This is a genomic window from Corynebacterium sp. HMSC065H09 (assembly GCF_001812845.1).
GTDB lineage: Bacteria > Actinomycetota > Actinomycetes > Mycobacteriales > Mycobacteriaceae > Corynebacterium > Corynebacterium jeikeium_D.
This window is the reverse complement of record NZ_KV810589.1, coordinates 48,272-64,310: the sequence shown is the minus strand read 5'-3', so window position 1 is coordinate 64,310 and position 16,039 is coordinate 48,272. Positions and strand designations below refer to the sequence as shown.

Annotated in this window: 13 protein-coding genes; 8 read left to right on the top strand and 5 right to left on the bottom strand. The window is 59.6% G+C overall.

The window, feature by feature from the left end; translation table 11 throughout:
* Positions 1-14: 14 nt before the first annotated feature.
* Positions 15-1,469, bottom strand: a complete 1,455-nt coding sequence (locus tag HMPREF2878_RS06275; RefSeq protein ID WP_070653043.1) for a class I SAM-dependent methyltransferase — start codon at positions 1,467-1,469, stop codon at positions 15-17.
* A gap of 187 nt (positions 1,470-1,656) precedes the next feature.
* Between HMPREF2878_RS06275 and HMPREF2878_RS06270 the strand changes: the two genes are divergently transcribed.
* A complete protein-coding gene (locus HMPREF2878_RS06270; RefSeq protein ID WP_016422826.1) occupies positions 1,657-3,078 on the top strand; it encodes an NAD(P)/FAD-dependent oxidoreductase in 1,422 nt (473 codons plus the stop codon).
* A 92-nt stretch (positions 3,079-3,170) separates the two neighbouring features.
* Here HMPREF2878_RS06270 and HMPREF2878_RS06265 read toward each other — a convergent pair whose 3' ends face one another.
* Positions 3,171-3,734 carry a PaaI family thioesterase gene (locus HMPREF2878_RS06265; protein ID WP_224433479.1) on the bottom strand — a complete coding sequence of 188 codons (564 nt, stop codon included), beginning with the start codon at positions 3,732-3,734 and terminating at the stop codon, positions 3,171-3,173.
* A 105-nt stretch (positions 3,735-3,839) separates the two neighbouring features.
* On the opposite strand from HMPREF2878_RS06265, the gene gndA reads away from it, so the two are divergent.
* The 7 genes from gndA to HMPREF2878_RS06230 all read left to right on the top strand — a co-directional run bounded on the left by gndA (position 3,840) and on the right by HMPREF2878_RS06230 (position 13,577).
* On the top strand, positions 3,840-5,291 hold the full coding sequence (gene gndA / locus HMPREF2878_RS06260) for an NADP-dependent phosphogluconate dehydrogenase (RefSeq protein ID WP_049170491.1): 1,452 nt from the start codon (positions 3,840-3,842) through the stop codon (positions 5,289-5,291).
* A 47-nt stretch (positions 5,292-5,338) separates the two neighbouring features.
* On the top strand, positions 5,339-6,952 hold the full coding sequence (locus tag HMPREF2878_RS06255) for a bifunctional hydroxymethylpyrimidine kinase/phosphomethylpyrimidine kinase (RefSeq protein ID WP_049193543.1): 1,614 nt from the start codon (positions 5,339-5,341) through the stop codon (positions 6,950-6,952).
* 80 nt (positions 6,953-7,032) lie between these two features.
* The gene (locus HMPREF2878_RS06250) at positions 7,033-8,367 is read left to right on the top strand and encodes a DEAD/DEAH box helicase (protein ID WP_222864994.1); all 1,335 of its coding nucleotides are present in this window, start codon (positions 7,033-7,035) and stop codon (positions 8,365-8,367) included.
* Positions 8,368-8,370: 3 nt separating this feature from the next.
* The gene (locus HMPREF2878_RS06245; RefSeq protein WP_016422831.1) at positions 8,371-9,756 is read left to right on the top strand and encodes a hemolysin family protein; all 1,386 of its coding nucleotides are present in this window, start codon (positions 8,371-8,373) and stop codon (positions 9,754-9,756) included.
* Complete coding sequence (locus tag HMPREF2878_RS06240) at positions 9,753-10,967, top strand: hemolysin family protein (RefSeq protein WP_070653041.1); 1,215 nt, start codon at positions 9,753-9,755, stop codon at positions 10,965-10,967. The genes HMPREF2878_RS06245 and HMPREF2878_RS06240 overlap by 4 nt, the downstream gene beginning before the upstream one ends.
* Positions 10,964-11,881 carry a 3-methyladenine DNA glycosylase gene (locus tag HMPREF2878_RS06235; RefSeq protein WP_070653039.1) on the top strand — a complete coding sequence of 306 codons (918 nt, stop codon included), beginning with the start codon at positions 10,964-10,966 and terminating at the stop codon, positions 11,879-11,881. The genes HMPREF2878_RS06240 and HMPREF2878_RS06235 overlap by 4 nt, the downstream gene beginning before the upstream one ends.
* A gap of 97 nt (positions 11,882-11,978) precedes the next feature.
* Entirely contained in the window at positions 11,979-13,577 is a 1,599-nt protein-coding gene (locus HMPREF2878_RS06230) for a vWA domain-containing protein (protein WP_070653037.1), read from the top strand.
* Positions 13,578-13,722: 145 nt separating this feature from the next.
* Here HMPREF2878_RS06230 and HMPREF2878_RS06225 read toward each other — a convergent pair whose 3' ends face one another.
* The 3 genes from HMPREF2878_RS06225 to HMPREF2878_RS06215 all read right to left on the bottom strand — a co-directional run bounded on the left by HMPREF2878_RS06225 (position 13,723) and on the right by HMPREF2878_RS06215 (position 16,018).
* A complete protein-coding gene (locus HMPREF2878_RS06225; RefSeq protein WP_172620271.1) occupies positions 13,723-14,226 on the bottom strand; it encodes a MerR family transcriptional regulator in 504 nt (167 codons plus the stop codon).
* Between the two features lie 388 nt (positions 14,227-14,614).
* On the bottom strand, positions 14,615-15,214 hold the full coding sequence (locus tag HMPREF2878_RS06220) for a bifunctional nuclease family protein (RefSeq protein ID WP_070653035.1): 600 nt from the start codon (positions 15,212-15,214) through the stop codon (positions 14,615-14,617).
* Between the two features lie 45 nt (positions 15,215-15,259).
* Positions 15,260-16,018 carry a transcriptional regulator FtsR gene (locus HMPREF2878_RS06215; protein ID WP_070653033.1) on the bottom strand — a complete coding sequence of 253 codons (759 nt, stop codon included), beginning with the start codon at positions 16,016-16,018 and terminating at the stop codon, positions 15,260-15,262.
* Between the last annotated feature and the right edge of the window lie 21 nt (positions 16,019-16,039).

Below are 16,039 nucleotides of genomic sequence, written 5' to 3'. Positions count from 1 at the left end.
GGAGCCGCCCACTGCTAGTGAGGCCTGCGTGGCGCATGCACGAGCTCGACCTGTACGAGCGTGACTTTCTCTGCGCGCACGAGCGCTTCAAACAGCGACAGATAGTAATTCCACATCCTCCGGAACACTCTGTCGTAGCCGATACCAGCGGCTTCGCGCGCATGCGCCGCAAAGAAATCTCGCTGGAGCTGCAAGGTCGTCGCGAAGTGCGCCGGAATGTACTCTTCCGCCGCGATGCGCAGGCCGGTTTCCCGGTCCACCATCTTGCGCAGCTCTTCCATGGTGAAAAGCTGCAGCTGCGGCCACACATAAGCGCGTACGAGGTCCAAGCTGCGCTCGGCGAGCGCATCGAATTTGTCCGTCGCTACCACCATTTGGACGACGATGGTGCCGCGGTCGACAAGCAGACGCTCGGCGCTCTTCAGCCAGCGCAGCGCACCTGCACGACCGAAGGTCTCCAGACGCCCGACGTTGATAACCGCCTCGAAGTCGGACTCGAATTCGCGTGGCGACGGAATGTTGCGATCCATCTGGATCACATCGACCGCGCCGCGCAATCCGGCTTTTTCCACCCGTTCCAGCACCGTTTCGGTGTGGTCATCAGAGACGGTAATAACCTCCGCGCCCGCTCCTCTTTCTGCAGCCCGAAGGGAAATTTCTCCGCCTGCCGACGGCCATTCGGCGACACGGTCTCCGGCCCGGACTCGAGCAAGATCGAGGATGTGCTCAATATTGCGCACCTGGGCATGCAGAAAATCGGCACGCGCGACGGATTTCGGGGCATCGACATAAGTCACGTCAACTGACCAGTGCGAGGGAACCCCACCCTTGCCAGCACCACGGGCATAGTTTTGAATCTGTTCCCGCGACGAGGTTCGCACTCCGGAGGCGAACAGGCCGGAACCGCCCATCAGCAATTCGCCGGAATAGAGCTCGAGCAATGAGGTCGGCAACTCTCCCGCCATATCTGGCCCATCGAGACGCGGACGTGAACGCGCGACTTTCATCAGACCACGTGCCAGCGGCCCCAACGAAGCAATATCAAGCTCGACGCTGAGCAGTCGGCTGAGAAGCTCTGGCAAATCATCACTGGACCATTCGCCCGCGAGATAGGCCTCCCCCAATCCGAGCCATTCTGAATCAGCTAGTCGAGAATAGAAAACAGGATCAATGACGCTGAAAACGACTGGACGAAACGATTCAGAACTAGTGGGAGATTCACTGCCGCCGCTAGAGCTGGCACCACCGACTCCGTCGATAGCCAAATCGGCGTCACCCGTCGACCGAGTAATGAAAGACTCCCCGACAAACTCACCGGATTCAACCAGTTCAATGCCGTTATCCTGGCAGAGTCGCTCAAAAGAGCGTTCCATCATTTCGGCACGTTTCGCTAGAAAACGCCCCTCTGGAATACGCGCAACCCGAGGCCATCGCTCTGCGTCAATTGCCTGCCGGCTTGCCGAATTCACCCTGCCCGAACCTCCTAACAATCGCGCCGCATAAAGGTACGAATAACGAACTGAGTTTGCTCTCGAAGCCTACCGCGCAGGGACCCAGAATAGGCGGTGGCGCACCGAGAGGATTACTATTGTGGCTTGCCGGCTAAAAGCCGAATCTAAAACTTCGAGAACTTTCAAGTCTGTGAGGAGAAAATACATGACCGAGACTCCGTACCGCCCGCACTCCGGACGCCCGCACGTGGTCGTCATCGGTTCGGGTTTCGGTGGCTTGTTCGCGGCGAAGAAGTTGCAGGGCGCCGAGGTCGACGTCACTCTCATCGACCGCACTAACCACCACCTGTTCCAGCCACTGCTCTACCAGGTAGCAACGGGCATCCTGTCCTCGGGCGAAATCGCTCCGTCCACTCGTACGATCTTCGACGGTGTTCAGAACGTTCGTGTTGTCAAGGGCGATGTCACCGACATCGACGTCGAAAAGCAGGTTGTGACTTCGGAACTGGGTCACCAGACTTCCAAGTGGGAATACGATCACCTCCTGGTTGCCGCTGGCGCTGGCCAGTCCTACTTCGGCAATGATCACTTTGCCGAGTTTGCTCCGGGCATGAAGAACATCGACGACGCACTCGAAATCCGTGCCCGCATCATCGGCGCGTTTGAGCGCGCCGAGCTGACCAACGATCCGGCTGAGCGCGAGCGCCTGCTGACCTTCGTTGTTGTCGGCGCTGGTCCGACTGGTGTTGAGCTTGCTGGCCAGCTGGCCGAGCTGGCTAACCGCACCCTCGCATCGTCCTACCGCAGCTACAACCCGCACGCTGCACGCGTCGTCCTGCTCGACGGCGCACCGCAGGTTCTGCCGCCGTTTGGCAAGCGTCTGGGCCGCAAGGCTCAGAAGTCCCTGGAGAAGATGGGCGTCATCGTCAAGCTGGGCGCGATGGTGACTGACGTCAATGAAGAGGGAGTCACCTACAAGAACATGAAGGATGGAACCGAGGAGTTCATCCCGTCGTTCTGCAAGATTTGGTCCGCCGGCGTGTCCGCTTCCCCGCTGGGCAAGATGATTGCCGAGCAGACTGGCGCCGAGACCGACCGCGCTGGCCGTGTCGTTGTCAACGAGGACATGACAGCTGGTGACTACAAGAACGTCTACGTCGTGGGCGACATGTCCAACCGCGAGAACCTGCCGGGTGTTGCTCAGGTTGCTATTCAGGGTGGCGAGTACGTCGCCGCCAACATTGCAGCTGAGGCCGACGGCCGCGACGTCGCTGAGCGTCAGCCGTTCGAGTACTTCGATAAGGGCTCCATGGCAACCGTCTCCCGCTTCTCCGCAGTGGTGAAGATGGGCAAGGTTGAGGTCACCGGCTTCATCGGCTGGATTCTGTGGCTGGCCGTCCACCTGATGTTCCTGGTGGGCTTCCGCAACCGCCTCGTCTCCTGCGTCAGCTGGGGCCTGAACGTCCTGGACCGCAACCGTTGGCAGATGGTTTCCACCCGCCAGCAGATGTACGCACGCAACGCCATCGACCGCCTGGCCGAGTTCAACAAGGACAAGGCTGAGCAGGATCTGCCGCTGGAGGTTCGCGACACTCGCCGCGAGCACCGCGCAAAAAGGAACAAGTAGTTAACTTGCAGGTGGCCAGATTAGAAAACAGCTAATCACGACAAGCCACCTGCGAGCTTCCTACCAGGCCCGTTACCACCTATAACGATTTGCTACAGCGGCTTGTCGAGTACCGCAATTCGTAGGTTGGTGCGGGCCAACAGTTTTTCATCTGCCTTGCGGGTGTGCTCAATGCGCCACAGTTGCATGGTGCGCCCCAGGTACTCTGGCTCCGCCGTGGTAACGATTACCTCGCCAGCCCGGGCGGAGCGGTAGAAATCGGTGTTATTGTTCACACCGACGACCGGCTTCTTCGCACCGCAGGCAACGAAACCAGCAATAGAGCCAGCAGTCTCACCTAGCGAGCAATAAACACCGCCATTGGCTAGGCCCCACGGTTGCAGGTGGTCGGGCCCGACCTCGAGCTCCATCTGAATTCGCTCCGGCCCGACATGGACAAACTTCGTGCCCAGCAAGGTATCTAGACCGCCGATTCCGTTATCGCCCAAGGTGCTGTTAAAAACAGCCAGCTCCTCATCGCTCAGCGCTTCCTGGCTAGCCTTCGTCGCCAGTGTCATATAATCGCGCAGCGCCTTCCTCTTCGCCTGCTCGGCGACGGAAGCTGCAGAGTTAGAGTCCTGTGAACTGCCATTATTCGCAATAGTCTCGTCAGTCATGCCAAACATTGTGCCAGCGCACGCCATCACTCGTGGCAGTTTCAACGTTAAAAGCAGTAACAATTTCTGAGTCCCAGATACAACGAACCCCGGCCAGGCTTTAAGATGGTGGGCATGACCGATAACAATGAACTCGCACAAATTGGTGTCGTCGGGCTCGCCGTCATGGGCTCGAATATCGCACGCAACTTCGCCCACAAGGGACACACCGTTGCCGTGTACAACCGCAGTCCGGAGAAAACTCGCACCCTCATCGCTGAACACGGTGATGAAGGCTCATTCATCCCGTCCGAGACCATTGAAGAGTTCGTCGCTTCGCTGGAGCGCCCGCGTCGCGCTCTGATCATGGTTCAGGCAGGTGCCGCTACTGATGCGGTCATCGATCAGCTTGCCGACGTGATGGAGCCCGGCGACATCATCATTGATGGCGGTAACTCTCTTTACACGGACACCATCCGTCGCGAGAAGGCTATTCGCGCCCGTGGCCTGCACTACGTTGGCACTGGTATTTCCGGTGGTGAAGAAGGTGCTCTGACTGGCCCATCCATTATGCCGGGTGGAACGAAGGAGTCCTACGAGTCCCTCGGCCCGCTGCTGGAGTCCATCTCCGCTCACGTTGATGGCGTTCCGTGCTGTACTCACATTTCTTCCGATGGCGCTGGCCACTTTGTAAAGATGGTCCACAACGGCATCGAGTATGCGGATATGCAGGTCATTGGCGAGGCCTACCACCTGCTGCGTGAGGCCGCTGGCCTCACCCCTGCCGAGATTGCAGATATCTTCCGCGAGTGGAATAAGGGCGACCTGGACTCCTACCTGGTCGAGATTACCGCTGAGGTTCTCTCTCAGGTCGATGAGAAGACAGGCAAGCCGCTGGTGGATGTCATCGTTGATGCTGCTGGTCAGAAGGGTACCGGCCGTTGGACGGTCAAGGCCGCTTTGGACTTGGGCATTCCAGTAACTGGTATTGGCGAGGCCGTGTTCGCTCGCGCCCTGTCGTCTTCCCTTGCTCAGCGTGAGGCTGCCCGCAACCTGCCGTCGGGAAGCCTGGCTAAGGCACCGGAAGATCGCGATGCTTTTGTGGAGCGCGTCCGTAAGGCGCTCTACGCTTCCAAGATCGTTGCCTACTCGCAGGGCTTCGATGAGATTAACGCTGGTGCCAAGGAGTACGGCTGGGAGATTGACCGCGGTGCGCTGGCGACCATCTGGCGTGGTGGCTGCATCATCCGCGCACAGTTCCTGAACCGCATCAAGGAAGCGTACGACCGCAATCCGGAGCTGCCGGCGCTGGTACTCGACGAGTACTTCCGTGACCAGGTCACCGAGTGCCTCGACGCGTGGCGCGACGTTGTCGTCACTGCAGCACAGATGGGTATCCCGGCTCCGGTGTTCTCCTCTTCGCTGGCTTACTACGACGGCCTGCGTGCGGAGCGTCTGCCGGCAGCACTGGTTCAGGGGCAGCGTGACTACTTCGGTGCGCACACTTACCAGCGTGTTGACCGCGAGGGTGCTTTCCACACCCTCTGGTCTGGCGACCGCTCCGAGGTTGAAGCGTAGTCTTGAAGTCTGTCGCTTCACGCTCTTGAAGTTAAAAGGGGTCTGAGATGCCATTTCCCAAGAAGGCAAAGCCTGATTTTGTGCCACGAGTTCTTTCCATCGCCGGCACAGACCCAACAGGTGGCGCTGGGCTCCATGCCGATTTAAAATCAATCGCCGCCGCCGGTGGTTATGGTATGGGCGTGGTCACCGCTTTGGTATCTCAGAACACCGTGGGCGTTCGTGCCGTCCACACCCCACCTGTTGACTTCCTCGTCGAGCAGCTGGCTGCTGTAACTGAGGATGTCACCATCGACGCGGTGAAGATTGGCATGTTGGGTTCACGCGAACTCACGCAGGCCGTCACCAACTGGGTTCGGGAGACCAAGCCAGCCGTGGTTGTTCTCGATCCGGTTATGGTCGCCACCTCTGGCGACCGTCTGCTTGACGAAGATGCCATGGACGCAATGCGTGACTTGGTCGCGGAAGCCACCGTCATCACGCCGAATGTTCCCGAACTGGCATTGCTTGCCGACGCCCCGGAGGCCAGCGACTTCACTGAGCTGATTGAGCAGGCGCTGGAGTTCGCGAGCAAGAACGATGTCATCGTGATTGCAAAGACTGGTCACTTAAGTGATGAGGAAGCCGGCAATGCCGTGGCCTTCCCCGATGGCCAGGTTTTCTTCAGCTCTTCTCCCCGCATTCACACTGAGAACACCCATGGCACGGGTTGTTCGCTGTCCGCAGCTCTTGCCACACGGATTGGTGGGGGCTCTGCGATTAATGATGCCCTGCGCTGGACTACGCGCTGGCTCAGCGAGTCCATTCGTTTCGCGGATAACCTCAACGTCGGCCAGGGGCACGGCCCCATTGACCACGGCCACAGGGCTCGTCGCCTGGAAAAGGTCGCGCTTCGCCGAATGCAACCAGTGCATCTGAACTCTAGTTTTTACCCGGCGGCCATCGAAGGCACTGATACTGAGCAGACGCCGAAGGAGCTGGAATCTTTCTTCGGCCACTCACTCCAGATTGCGCCGGCGGGCCCCTTTACTTCCCAGCTGTGGCGGGACATCGAGGACATCGTTGCCGAGATTGGCGGAATGTTCAGCGTCCCCACGATGCTCCGCGGCGACCTTTCCTCGGACGAAACCAACTTCTTCGTAGCGCAAGAGGCCTGGTACTTGCACCAAGTTTTCCCAGTCCTGTCGCATCTGGCAACCAAAGCACCCTGCGCTAAGGAACAGGTTCTGTGGTCGTCACTCGCACAGGAAGCCCTGGTGCGTGCGTTGGAATTGAGCAATAACGCGCTGGAAGAGACTTCTTCGGCGCTCGAGGACATCGAGCCGACAACCATCACGCAGCTTTTGCTGGACGTGCATTCTTCCTGTAGCGCTTTCAACCCATATCGGGTCGCCGTAACCAGTATCGTCGCCGAAATGTGGATTGCAACCGAGCTGACTCTGCAAGGAAAATCGCTGGTTGATGGGGATTCCGCGATCGCGAACTGGGTGGAGGTGTATTCCGACCCCGAGTATGTTGACAGTGTTCAGCAGGCTCTCGAGGTCCTTGAAAAGAATATGTCCACGGCCAGCGATGCGGAGCTCAAATCCATCCGCAACATCTTCCGTCGAGCCGCCATTCTTGAGCGCGAGGCCTATGCGCAACCGGGTCGCGGTTGGTAAATGTCATGGGACGGTAGTTTTCAAGCTCACCGGACGTGCCTATTGCATGGCTGTCCGGGGATAGCGGTATTCTAACAAGCATGCCCCCTCCTGCTGAGTCCAGTGATTTCAGACAGTTGGGCACGCCGGAAGCGATTGTGAGCATTCTGCGTGCCCAGCACATAACTTCGCCTACCGCCGTGCAGGTGGCGACTTTGCCAGATGCTTTCGCTGGCAAGGACGTTCTCGCACAGGCCCCCACAGGCTCGGGCAAAACGCTCGCATTCGGCATTCCGCTGGTCGCGTTACTCAATAACGCCTCTCCAGCGCTTCCCGGTTACCCGCGCGCGCTCATTATTTCGCCAACGCGCGAACTCGCAGATCAGATTGCTGATGTCCTCGCTGACATCGGTGCCGCTGCAGGTCTGCGTGTCTTGAGCTTGGTCGGCGGTGACTCCGTGGCCAAGCAGCAGACTCTGCTCGCGGCACCAGTCGATATCGCTGTGGTCACACCGGGTCGCGCACACGATTTGCGCCGCCGCGGTCTCCTCAGCCTTGAGCACGTCCTCGCTGTTGTCGTTGACGAAGCGGACATGCTCGCTGACATGGGCTTTCTGCCCGATGTTCTGGGCCTGGTCCGTGCGTGCCCGAAGTCGGCACAGCGCATGGTTTTTTCCGCCACGATTAACGACGACGCCGCGGGGCTTATTCGCGATCGTCGCGCAAGTAGCACTGAAGTTGCGAAGCACAAGGTCACTGCCTCCCGGTTGACCATGCGCAATATGCGGCATCTGTTACTTCGGGTGGAGGACAACAACGAAGCCGACGAAGTGGTCGCCTGGATTGCCTCCCGCAAGGATCAGTGCGTCATCTTCGCCAACTCTAAGGCGCGTGTCGTGCAGCTGGCTAAGTTTCTACAGTTCTATGACATCAAGTTAGGTTTCCTCCACGGCGATCGCGGCCAGGCAACTCGCCGCGCGGTCCTCAAGGCCTTTGCCGACGGTGAAATCAATGTCCTCGTCACCACGGATGTGGCCGCTCGTGGCATTGATATCGATGCTCTTGACTTGGTTGTGCACGCGGATCCGCCAAGGGATTCCGCGACGTATATTCACCGCTCTGGTCGGACGGCTCGTGCAGGTGCTTCCGGCACGGTAGCGATGATTGTGCGTGACCGCCAGGTTGATCAGGCCCGCGAGCTGCTGGCAGGGGCCGGCGTTGAAGCTGAAGAGCTGCGCGCCGCTCCGGGACTGCCGCGATTTGTCAAGGAACTGGGCGCACGGCGTCCGCGCCGGGCTCGTCAAGATCAGAGCCAATCGGCAGGCGGTGCTGGTGGTGCCGGTTACCGCGGGCGCGGCGGTTCGTCGGCAAGCGGAAAGAATCGTGCTGGCGGTCGCGTACACCGCCCCAAGCGAGGGAAAAAGAAGAAGAGATAATCAGTGGATATTGTTCTCAATATTGTCGCGGTTGTCGGCTTTATCGCGCTAACCGCTGGCACCGGCCTCTTTGTGGCGTTTGAATTCGCGCTGACGGGACTGGAGCGGTCTACGATTGACGCCGACCGCGCCCGTTCAGCGGATGCACCTGCTGAGGCCGTTCACAAGGCGCATAATCGACTGTCCTTCCACCTCTCCGGTGCACAGCTGGGCATTACGTTGACGACACTGGCAACTGGTTTCCTCGCGGAACCGGTGCTGGCGCAGTACTTCACGCCGATGTTGCATTGGATGGGGCTCAGCGAGTCTGCAGCGGGACCGACCGCGCTGATTCTTGCGCTCATTGTGGCCACGATGTTGTCAATGGTCTATGGCGAGTTGGTGCCAAAGAATGTCGCGATTACAGAGCCGTTGGCAGTAGCGCGAGTTACGGCTCGTCCGGTGATGGCGTTTAACTGGGTGTTCCATTACTTCATCCATTCGCTGAATGCCACGGCGAACTGGCTGGTGCGCAAGCTCGGTATTGAACCGGCGGATGAGTTGGCTTCGGCGCGTTCCCCGCAGGAGCTGGAAGCACTGGTACGTAATTCTGCGGAGCAGGGTGCATTGGATGAGTCGAAGGCCGCTGTACTCGAGTCGTCGTTACGCTTTGGCGAAACGACGGCGGAGGACCTAATGACGCCGCGGTCGACGATTACTTCCCTCGATGTCGATGACACGGCGCTGGATCTGCTGGCTGTCGCTATCGAATCGGGGCATTCCCGCTTCCCCATTACTGACGGGGACCTCGATGCCACTGTCGGTGTTGTCCACGTCAAGGACGCATTTGCGGTGCCTGCGGCGAAGCGCTCAACCACCACTATGCGGGAGATTGCACGGCCTGTGCCGACGCTGCCGCAGTCGCTGGACGGCGATGCCGTGCTGGAGGCCGTGCGTTCGGCCGGCTCGCAGATTGCGCTGGTCGCCGATGAGTACGGCGGCATCGCCGGCATTGTCACCATCGAGGATGTCGTCGAGGAAATTCTTGGCGAGGTCTGGGATGAGTACGACGACAAGGAGTCCGAGCAGGAAGTCAAACGCGCGATCGAAGGCTGGAACTGCTCTGGCCTTGTGCGTACCGACGAGCTGCCGACCAAGGTCGGATACTTCGCCCCAGAAGGTAGCTTCGAAACGCTCGGTGGATTGATTATGTTTGCGCTCGGTCGCATCCCGGAGGTCGGTGACGTCGTCCTGCTGCCAGAGACCGAACGCGATTTCATGGACGAGTTCGAATCGGGTATCGCCGGACGCTGGTACGCCCGCATTCTGGCGATGGATGACCGCCGCGTGGATCGTGCCATTTTGATTCCTGTGACCAACGAGCGCGCTAAGGAGATGTTCAACCTATGAGTGACTGGTTTGGAATCCTCCTGACCTTCTTCTTGTTGTTGGTCAACGCATTTTTCGTGGGCGCGGAGTTCTCGCTTATTGCTGCTCGCCGTGACCGTTTGGAGGCGCTGCTGGCTCAGGGAAAGAAGCGCGCTCGCACAGTTATCAATGCTTCTGAACACCTGTCGATGATGCTCGCCGCCGCACAGCTGGGCATCACTATTGCTTCGCTACTGCTGGGTAAGGTCTCTGAGCCGGCGCTGGCACATCTGCTGGAAGCTCCCTTCCAGCAGATGGGTATTCCGGAGTCGCTGCTGCATCCGCTGAGCTTTGCCATCGCATTGATGCTGGTGTCAGTGCTGCACATCATGCTCGGCGAGATGGTCCCGAAGAACATCGCGCTGGCAGGCCCGGAAACGATGGCTATGCTGCTTATTCCGGTTCATATGGTCTTCTACCGCCTGACCAAGCCACTGTTGCTGCTGTTTAACTGGATGGCTCGCCATACGCTGAGGCTGTTCGGCATTGAGCAGCGCGATGAGCTCGACACCACTGTCGATTCGACTGAGTTGGCATCGATGATTGCGGAGTCTCGTCAAGAGGGGCTCCTTGACAGCGAGGAGCACGTCCGCCTTCGTCGCACGCTGGCTTCGGCCACGCGCACCATTGAGGAGGTGCTCATTCCGCACGAGCAGATTCGGCGCCTCCCCACCGCACCGACTGTGGGCGACCTAGAGACGGCGGTCACCGAAACTGGCTTCTCCCGGTTCCCCGTCGCTGCGGCCAACAATGAACCCAACGAGTACCGTGGCTATGTTCACGTCAAGGATGTCCTCGACCGCGTCATGGACCCTGCCTCCGGACCGGAGACAGCCATCCCCGATGACGAGATTCGGCCGATGATCGAGATTCCGATCGATGCCACGCTGGATGAGGGATTGCGCATCATGCGCCGCTACAGCGCCCACATGGCAGTGGCTGTACGCGCTCGCATGCCAAAGCCGCACCTGCGCGCAAGCGCCCCGGCAAGTATCGCCCCGAAGACCGGTGCTTTCTCCGGCGCGGAGCAGATCGGCATCGTGGCTCTGGAGGACCTCATCGAGGAGCAGGTCGGTGTCGTGCGTGACTGGACCCACGAGGTCTCCCCGCGCCGCAGCGGTGCACCAAAGCAGTACCCAATCGTGAACCAGCCCCGCATCCGGCCGGGCACTACGCAGGGACGCCAGCAGTGACATCTACGCCCGATTCGTCTTTCGACTGGCGTGAAGCCAAAGCAAGGCATATCGCCCGCGTCGATGCTCTGACCTGCGATCACCTGTCCCGTCGCAGTCGTGGCCAGCGCCACCCGGTCTGGGACTTCATCTTCGAGTACTACCCCGTCAAGCCCGGTCAACTCCGCCGATGGTCACCGGGCATCGGCGTAGATCTTCCCGGTGCGACAGCCAAGGACATCAGTCACCTGAAGTTTTTTACCCTCGACAGGGATGACGCTACCGACAGTCCTGCTAGCAAGGAGCCCACCGATACCGCCTCGGGGACGGCACGCATGGATGTTTCGGCGTACGTCGATAAGCGCGGTAAGACAGTGGCGTACATCGGCAATTTGTTGCGTTCGACGCGCGCGAACCCAGCACACTTCGACTGCTTTGGCCTGCATGAATGGGCGATGGTGTATCGCCAGCCAGAGCATCGTCACCCGGAGCCCCTGCGGCTTGGTCAGGCGGGTACGGACGAGGTCGTCGAGGCCCACACGGTTCGGTGTACGCATTTCGACGCCTACCGCTTCTTCACGCCCGACGCCGTGCCGCTCAACGAGTTTGCGCCGACGCGCGAGACACAGCCGCACTGTGAGCAGATGGGCTGTCTGCACGCCAACATGGACTTGTATAAATGGGCGACCAAGCTCGGCGAGGCGGTCCCCGGCGACCTGTGGCTGGATACTTTCGAGCTCGCGTGCAGTGCCCGTGAGTTGGATATGCGCGCCGCTCCCTACGATCTGCGGGATTGGGGTTTTGCGCCCATTCGCATCGAAACGCCCGAAGGCAAGGCCGAGTACGTCCGCCGCCAGCGTGAGCTCAGTGCGCGTGCCGATGTTCTGCGCGGCCGTCTTCTCGAAGTGGTAGATGTCGCATTGTCCACGCAGTAAAGTTGGCAGGAGTTACGTGCGCGTTTGTGCTTTACGACGAGGTCTGCTGCGAGTCGACAGTGCCGAGCACACTCAGCATAGAAAGGGCTAGAACGACATGGGACGACACGCCTCGGGTGAGAACAACTATCGAGTGGCTAAGGGGCCTTTTATTGCCGTCTTGGTCGTAATTGTTTTGGTCGCTGCGGTTTTTGCCTGGGTTAATCTGCGCAAGAGCAACGATTCGTCGATTGATGCTGACCGTGCACGGTGTACGAAGGGTGACCTGACGCTGGTGGTGACCGCTGATCCTGCTGCGGTGGGCTCGGCACAGAAACTTGTGCAGGACTATGGCGAGTCGAATCCCGTGGTGAGGGACTTCTGTGTGCGGCCACAGATTACGGTGGCGGGCTCGCAGGAGGTTGTGAACGCCCTGTCTGAGGCTGGCGGTGCTGAAGCTGGTGAGGGAGCTCCGGAGGACCCCGCTGCGGGTGAAGCCGGTACTGGAATTATGACTCCGGGAGTCTGGATTCCCGCCGATATCTCTTTTGTGGACCAGGCGAAGAACTCAGACAAGGTCAAGGTCAACAACCCCAAGACGTGGTTGCCGCCGATTGCCAGCGGCGTGGCCTTCACAACCAATCGTGCTGACCAGCTGAACAACGCCACCTGGGAAGAGCTTGCAGGATTGCGCGTGGCCGCCCCAGGTGGCTCCGATGCGGCACTGTCGGCCGTGATTAGTGCTCGACTTGGCGGTGGCCCGGACGTCGCTCGCGAACGCGCGGGCTTGGGTGAGGTCTACACCTCCAATACTCTGCTGACCATGCTCAGCCAGAACGTCGCTGATTTCGACGGCGTGGCCGCAACCCAGCCCATGCTGCAGATGGCCGGCGAGGGGCTGAAGCTGGTCTCCCCTGCGGACGCACCCCAGTTGCACGCGCCAGTTGTCACCTTTGGCTCCGGCGGCAAAATCGACGAGAACACGGCTCGCGCGGCCGAGGACTTCCGGAACTTCGCAGCAGATCACGGCGCCGACGGCGAAGCTGCTGAGAGCACTTTCAGCCCTGAAGTAGCGGAGAACTTTGGAGTGCTCTCGCAGATTCAGACGGATTCTTTTGCGCTGCCGCCAGCACTGGAGCAGCCGGACGCGCAACAGCCCGCAACTGCGGTGGGTTCGGCGCTCCTGCTCGCTGACACCTCCGAGGGCGTCGATGTTGGGGCGCTGTCTGCGGCACTTTCCGGCGCTATCGATGCGGCACCTGGTGGCCGCTACGGCCTGTGGACATTCGCACCTGAGGTGAACCGTCTCGCGGAACTTCCCGCGCCCGATGACGAGGCCAACAACGGCGCGGACGCCGTAAAGGGGTCGCTGGCCGAACTTCCGGCTGGTGGTGAGGCACAGTTCTGGCCAGCGCTTATCGATGCCTACCAGGCCGCCCGCGACACCTACTCCCCTGACAAGCCGAACCGTCTCGTCGTGCTCACCTCTGGTCGCGATGCCTCGGGCGCCGATGCCGCCGAGTCTGTCGAGAGGATCAAGGAACTCATTAGCCCAGACCGCCCGGTAACGATTGAGGTCATCGTGCTTCCCGACGGCGACAGCTCCAGCCCCGAGCTGCAGGAAGTGGCAAATATGACCACTGGCTCTCTGCGCATTGCGGCCGACTACGGCGATGGCCTGGCCTCTCAGTTGGCTGCGGCTATCGGTACGGAGTAAGTAGCAAAAAACCGCCTCCATCTGGTCCAACCTCGGGAGAGGAAAAACGGAACCAGTTGTGGAAGGCGGTTTTTGTTTAGCTTGTTTCGGCTATTTGAGCGGCGTCCATAGCAGCGACGCCGCTATTCAGCCATACAGTTGGCTGTTAGGAGATGCGACGGCGACGACGCTCAGCCAGCTCGTCGATGCCAGTACCTGGGTTCTCCTGAGTACCGTCGATACGCTCGGACGGGAAGGAGGCGATGGTGCCAGTCAGTTCCTTCATAATGCCCGGGACAGCAATGCCGAACACTCCCTGGCCACCGTTGAGCAGGTCGATGACCTCTTCATTGGAGCGGCACTGGTAGACGGTGCGACCGTCGGAAACCAGCGTGATGGTAGCCAGGTCATCGACGCCGAGGTCGCGCAGGCGATCGACAGCCAGACGGATATTCTGCAGGGAAATACCGGTGTCCAGCAGACCGCGAACAATCTTCAAAACGAGGATGTCGCGGAAGGAGTACAGACGCTGGGTACCCGAGCCCTTAGCGGTACGGATAGAAGGCTCCACCAGCTTGGTGCGTGCCCAGTAGTCCAGCTGGCGGTAAGAAATGCCCGCTACCTGACATGCGATAGGAACGCGGTAGCCAACCTGCTCGTCCGGTCCCATGTCGAACAGGGATTCCTGAACCGCGCGCGGCTCTTGCGAGTCCGACGCACGGAGCTCATTGTCGCCAAAGAGCGAACCGCTGTTGTCGTCGACCATATAAATTCTCCCGAGGTAGTTTCACTGCCGTTATTTATCTTTCGCCAAGGTTAATCGGCTGTCAATACATCACAGGACGACACGCCGAATCTCTAAACCTAAAGTTAAGGTTTAGAGTTTGGAGTCACAGTTTCCCCAGCTCAAGCACGACCCGGGAGCAAAACCGCAGGACGGGATGAAACTATAACTTACGAAAAGTTACCCCTTTTATGGGGTCATTCAGCGACACGCCGGAGGAAATAAGCGTCACAACTACCTCAAAAGTAACCGGTTATTCACTCCAGTCACACGTTTAACGGTCGCCATCGGAAGCTGAATCGGCGCCACCGTCGGCTTCACCATCAGACTTCTTGTCCTCCGCATCACCATGCGGCTCGGCGAAGTAGTCAGCATCAATGCTGTCGAGGAATTCCGCAAACTCCGACACCGATGCCTCGACGGAGTCGGTCTCCGACTCGTCGGCAAGCGAACCGCCATTGGTTGCGACGAGACTCGCCGCTACCGACGTGGCGTCGAGCACATCGCGCGCAACATACAGCGGGACCTCAAGTTCCCTAGCGATAAGGATGAGGTCGGACGGGCGCATATCAATCTCTGCGCCACCTTCGAGCACGAGACTGGCGATGAAAACGCCCTCATGCACGCCCGCAATCTGGCCACGCAGGGCGCTCTGCCCCACCATGTCCAGCGTATCGACGAAGACCTCATGCATGCCCGGGCGACGCTGCGTAGCGCCGGTCTCACGGGCGGAGTACTCCGTCGCCGTCGCCAAATCAATCCAAATCGGGATAATCCGATTGGTCTCCTCGGCATGCAGGAGTAGCACTGGATCGTCCTCAGGAGGATGCGCCATCCAGTCTAGAAACTTGACTTCTACGAGTTTTTCGTCCATAACAGCGATAATTGTAGCGAGCCGCTATTTACGCGGGACTACCGACTACTTCCCCAGGTCCTTGTTGACCTGGCGCTTGACCAAAGTGCCGTGCAGCGTGACCATCAGCGCAGTCATCTCACGGCCCATCTCCACAGCCTTCTGCTTGCCGCTAGTCGCACGCGACTTACTCAGCGGACTAGCAGCGAGCGACACCAAATCTGCCTCACGGGCCGCAGCGGTACGCACAGTTTTGAGGTGGCGGGCATCCAGGCCAAACTCAGCCAGCTTGACCGCCGTCTCAGTGATGAGCAGGTCATCGCCATCGAACATGTTCAGCGTGTCCGGAGTAATCAGGCCGACTCGAACCAGTTCAGTGATGAACTTCTCGCTAGCGCCGGTGCGCTCTGCCAGCTCCGCCTGCGTCAGCGACACCACTGCGGCTTCGCGGAACTGATCCGCCGTCACCAGCGGAGTGACCGATGCCAGCCCGTCGCCGCCAGCGTTGCCCGCATCAATTTCGTCGAGCTGCTCTTTAATAACCTTCAGCGGCAAGTAGTTATCACGCTGAACAGTGAGAATGTAGCGCAGGCGGTCAATGTCCGCCTGGCTGTAGCGACGATAACCCGAGGAGCTACGCGACGGGCACAGCAGCCCCTCCGACTCGAGAAAACGAATCTTGGACAGCGTTACATCAGGGAACTCAACCTTGACTTCCTTCAGCACAGCACCGATGGTCTTCTTCTTGCCCACCGAGCGTGCTTGCTTCGCAGTGCTTTCCGACGACGCCGGCTGCGCAACTGCTGATTTGCGTACTGCTGCCACTGGTCTTTTCCGAGCCTTTAC

Bases quoted from the DNA above. Each gene is read 5' to 3' on its own strand.
- HMPREF2878_RS06270 (WP_016422826.1), top strand. From the start codon at position 1,657: ATGACCGAGACTCCGTACCGCCCGCACTCCGGACGCCCGCACGTGGTC.
- HMPREF2878_RS06265 (WP_224433479.1), bottom strand. From the start codon at position 3,734: ATGACTGACGAGACTATTGCGAATAATGGCAGTTCACAGGACTCTAAC.
- gndA (WP_049170491.1), top strand. From the start codon at position 3,840: ATGGTGGGCATGACCGATAACAATGAACTCGCACAAATTGGTGTCGTC.
- HMPREF2878_RS06255 (WP_049193543.1), top strand. From the start codon at position 5,339: ATGCCATTTCCCAAGAAGGCAAAGCCTGATTTTGTGCCACGAGTTCTT.
- HMPREF2878_RS06250 (WP_222864994.1), top strand. From the start codon at position 7,033: ATGCCCCCTCCTGCTGAGTCCAGTGATTTCAGACAGTTGGGCACGCCG.
- HMPREF2878_RS06240 (WP_070653041.1), top strand. From the start codon at position 9,753: ATGAGTGACTGGTTTGGAATCCTCCTGACCTTCTTCTTGTTGTTGGTC.
- HMPREF2878_RS06230 (WP_070653037.1), top strand. From the start codon at position 11,979: ATGGGACGACACGCCTCGGGTGAGAACAACTATCGAGTGGCTAAGGGG.
- HMPREF2878_RS06225 (WP_172620271.1), bottom strand. From the start codon at position 14,226: ATGGGACCGGACGAGCAGGTTGGCTACCGCGTTCCTATCGCATGTCAG.
- HMPREF2878_RS06220 (WP_070653035.1), bottom strand. From the start codon at position 15,214: ATGGACGAAAAACTCGTAGAAGTCAAGTTTCTAGACTGGATGGCGCAT.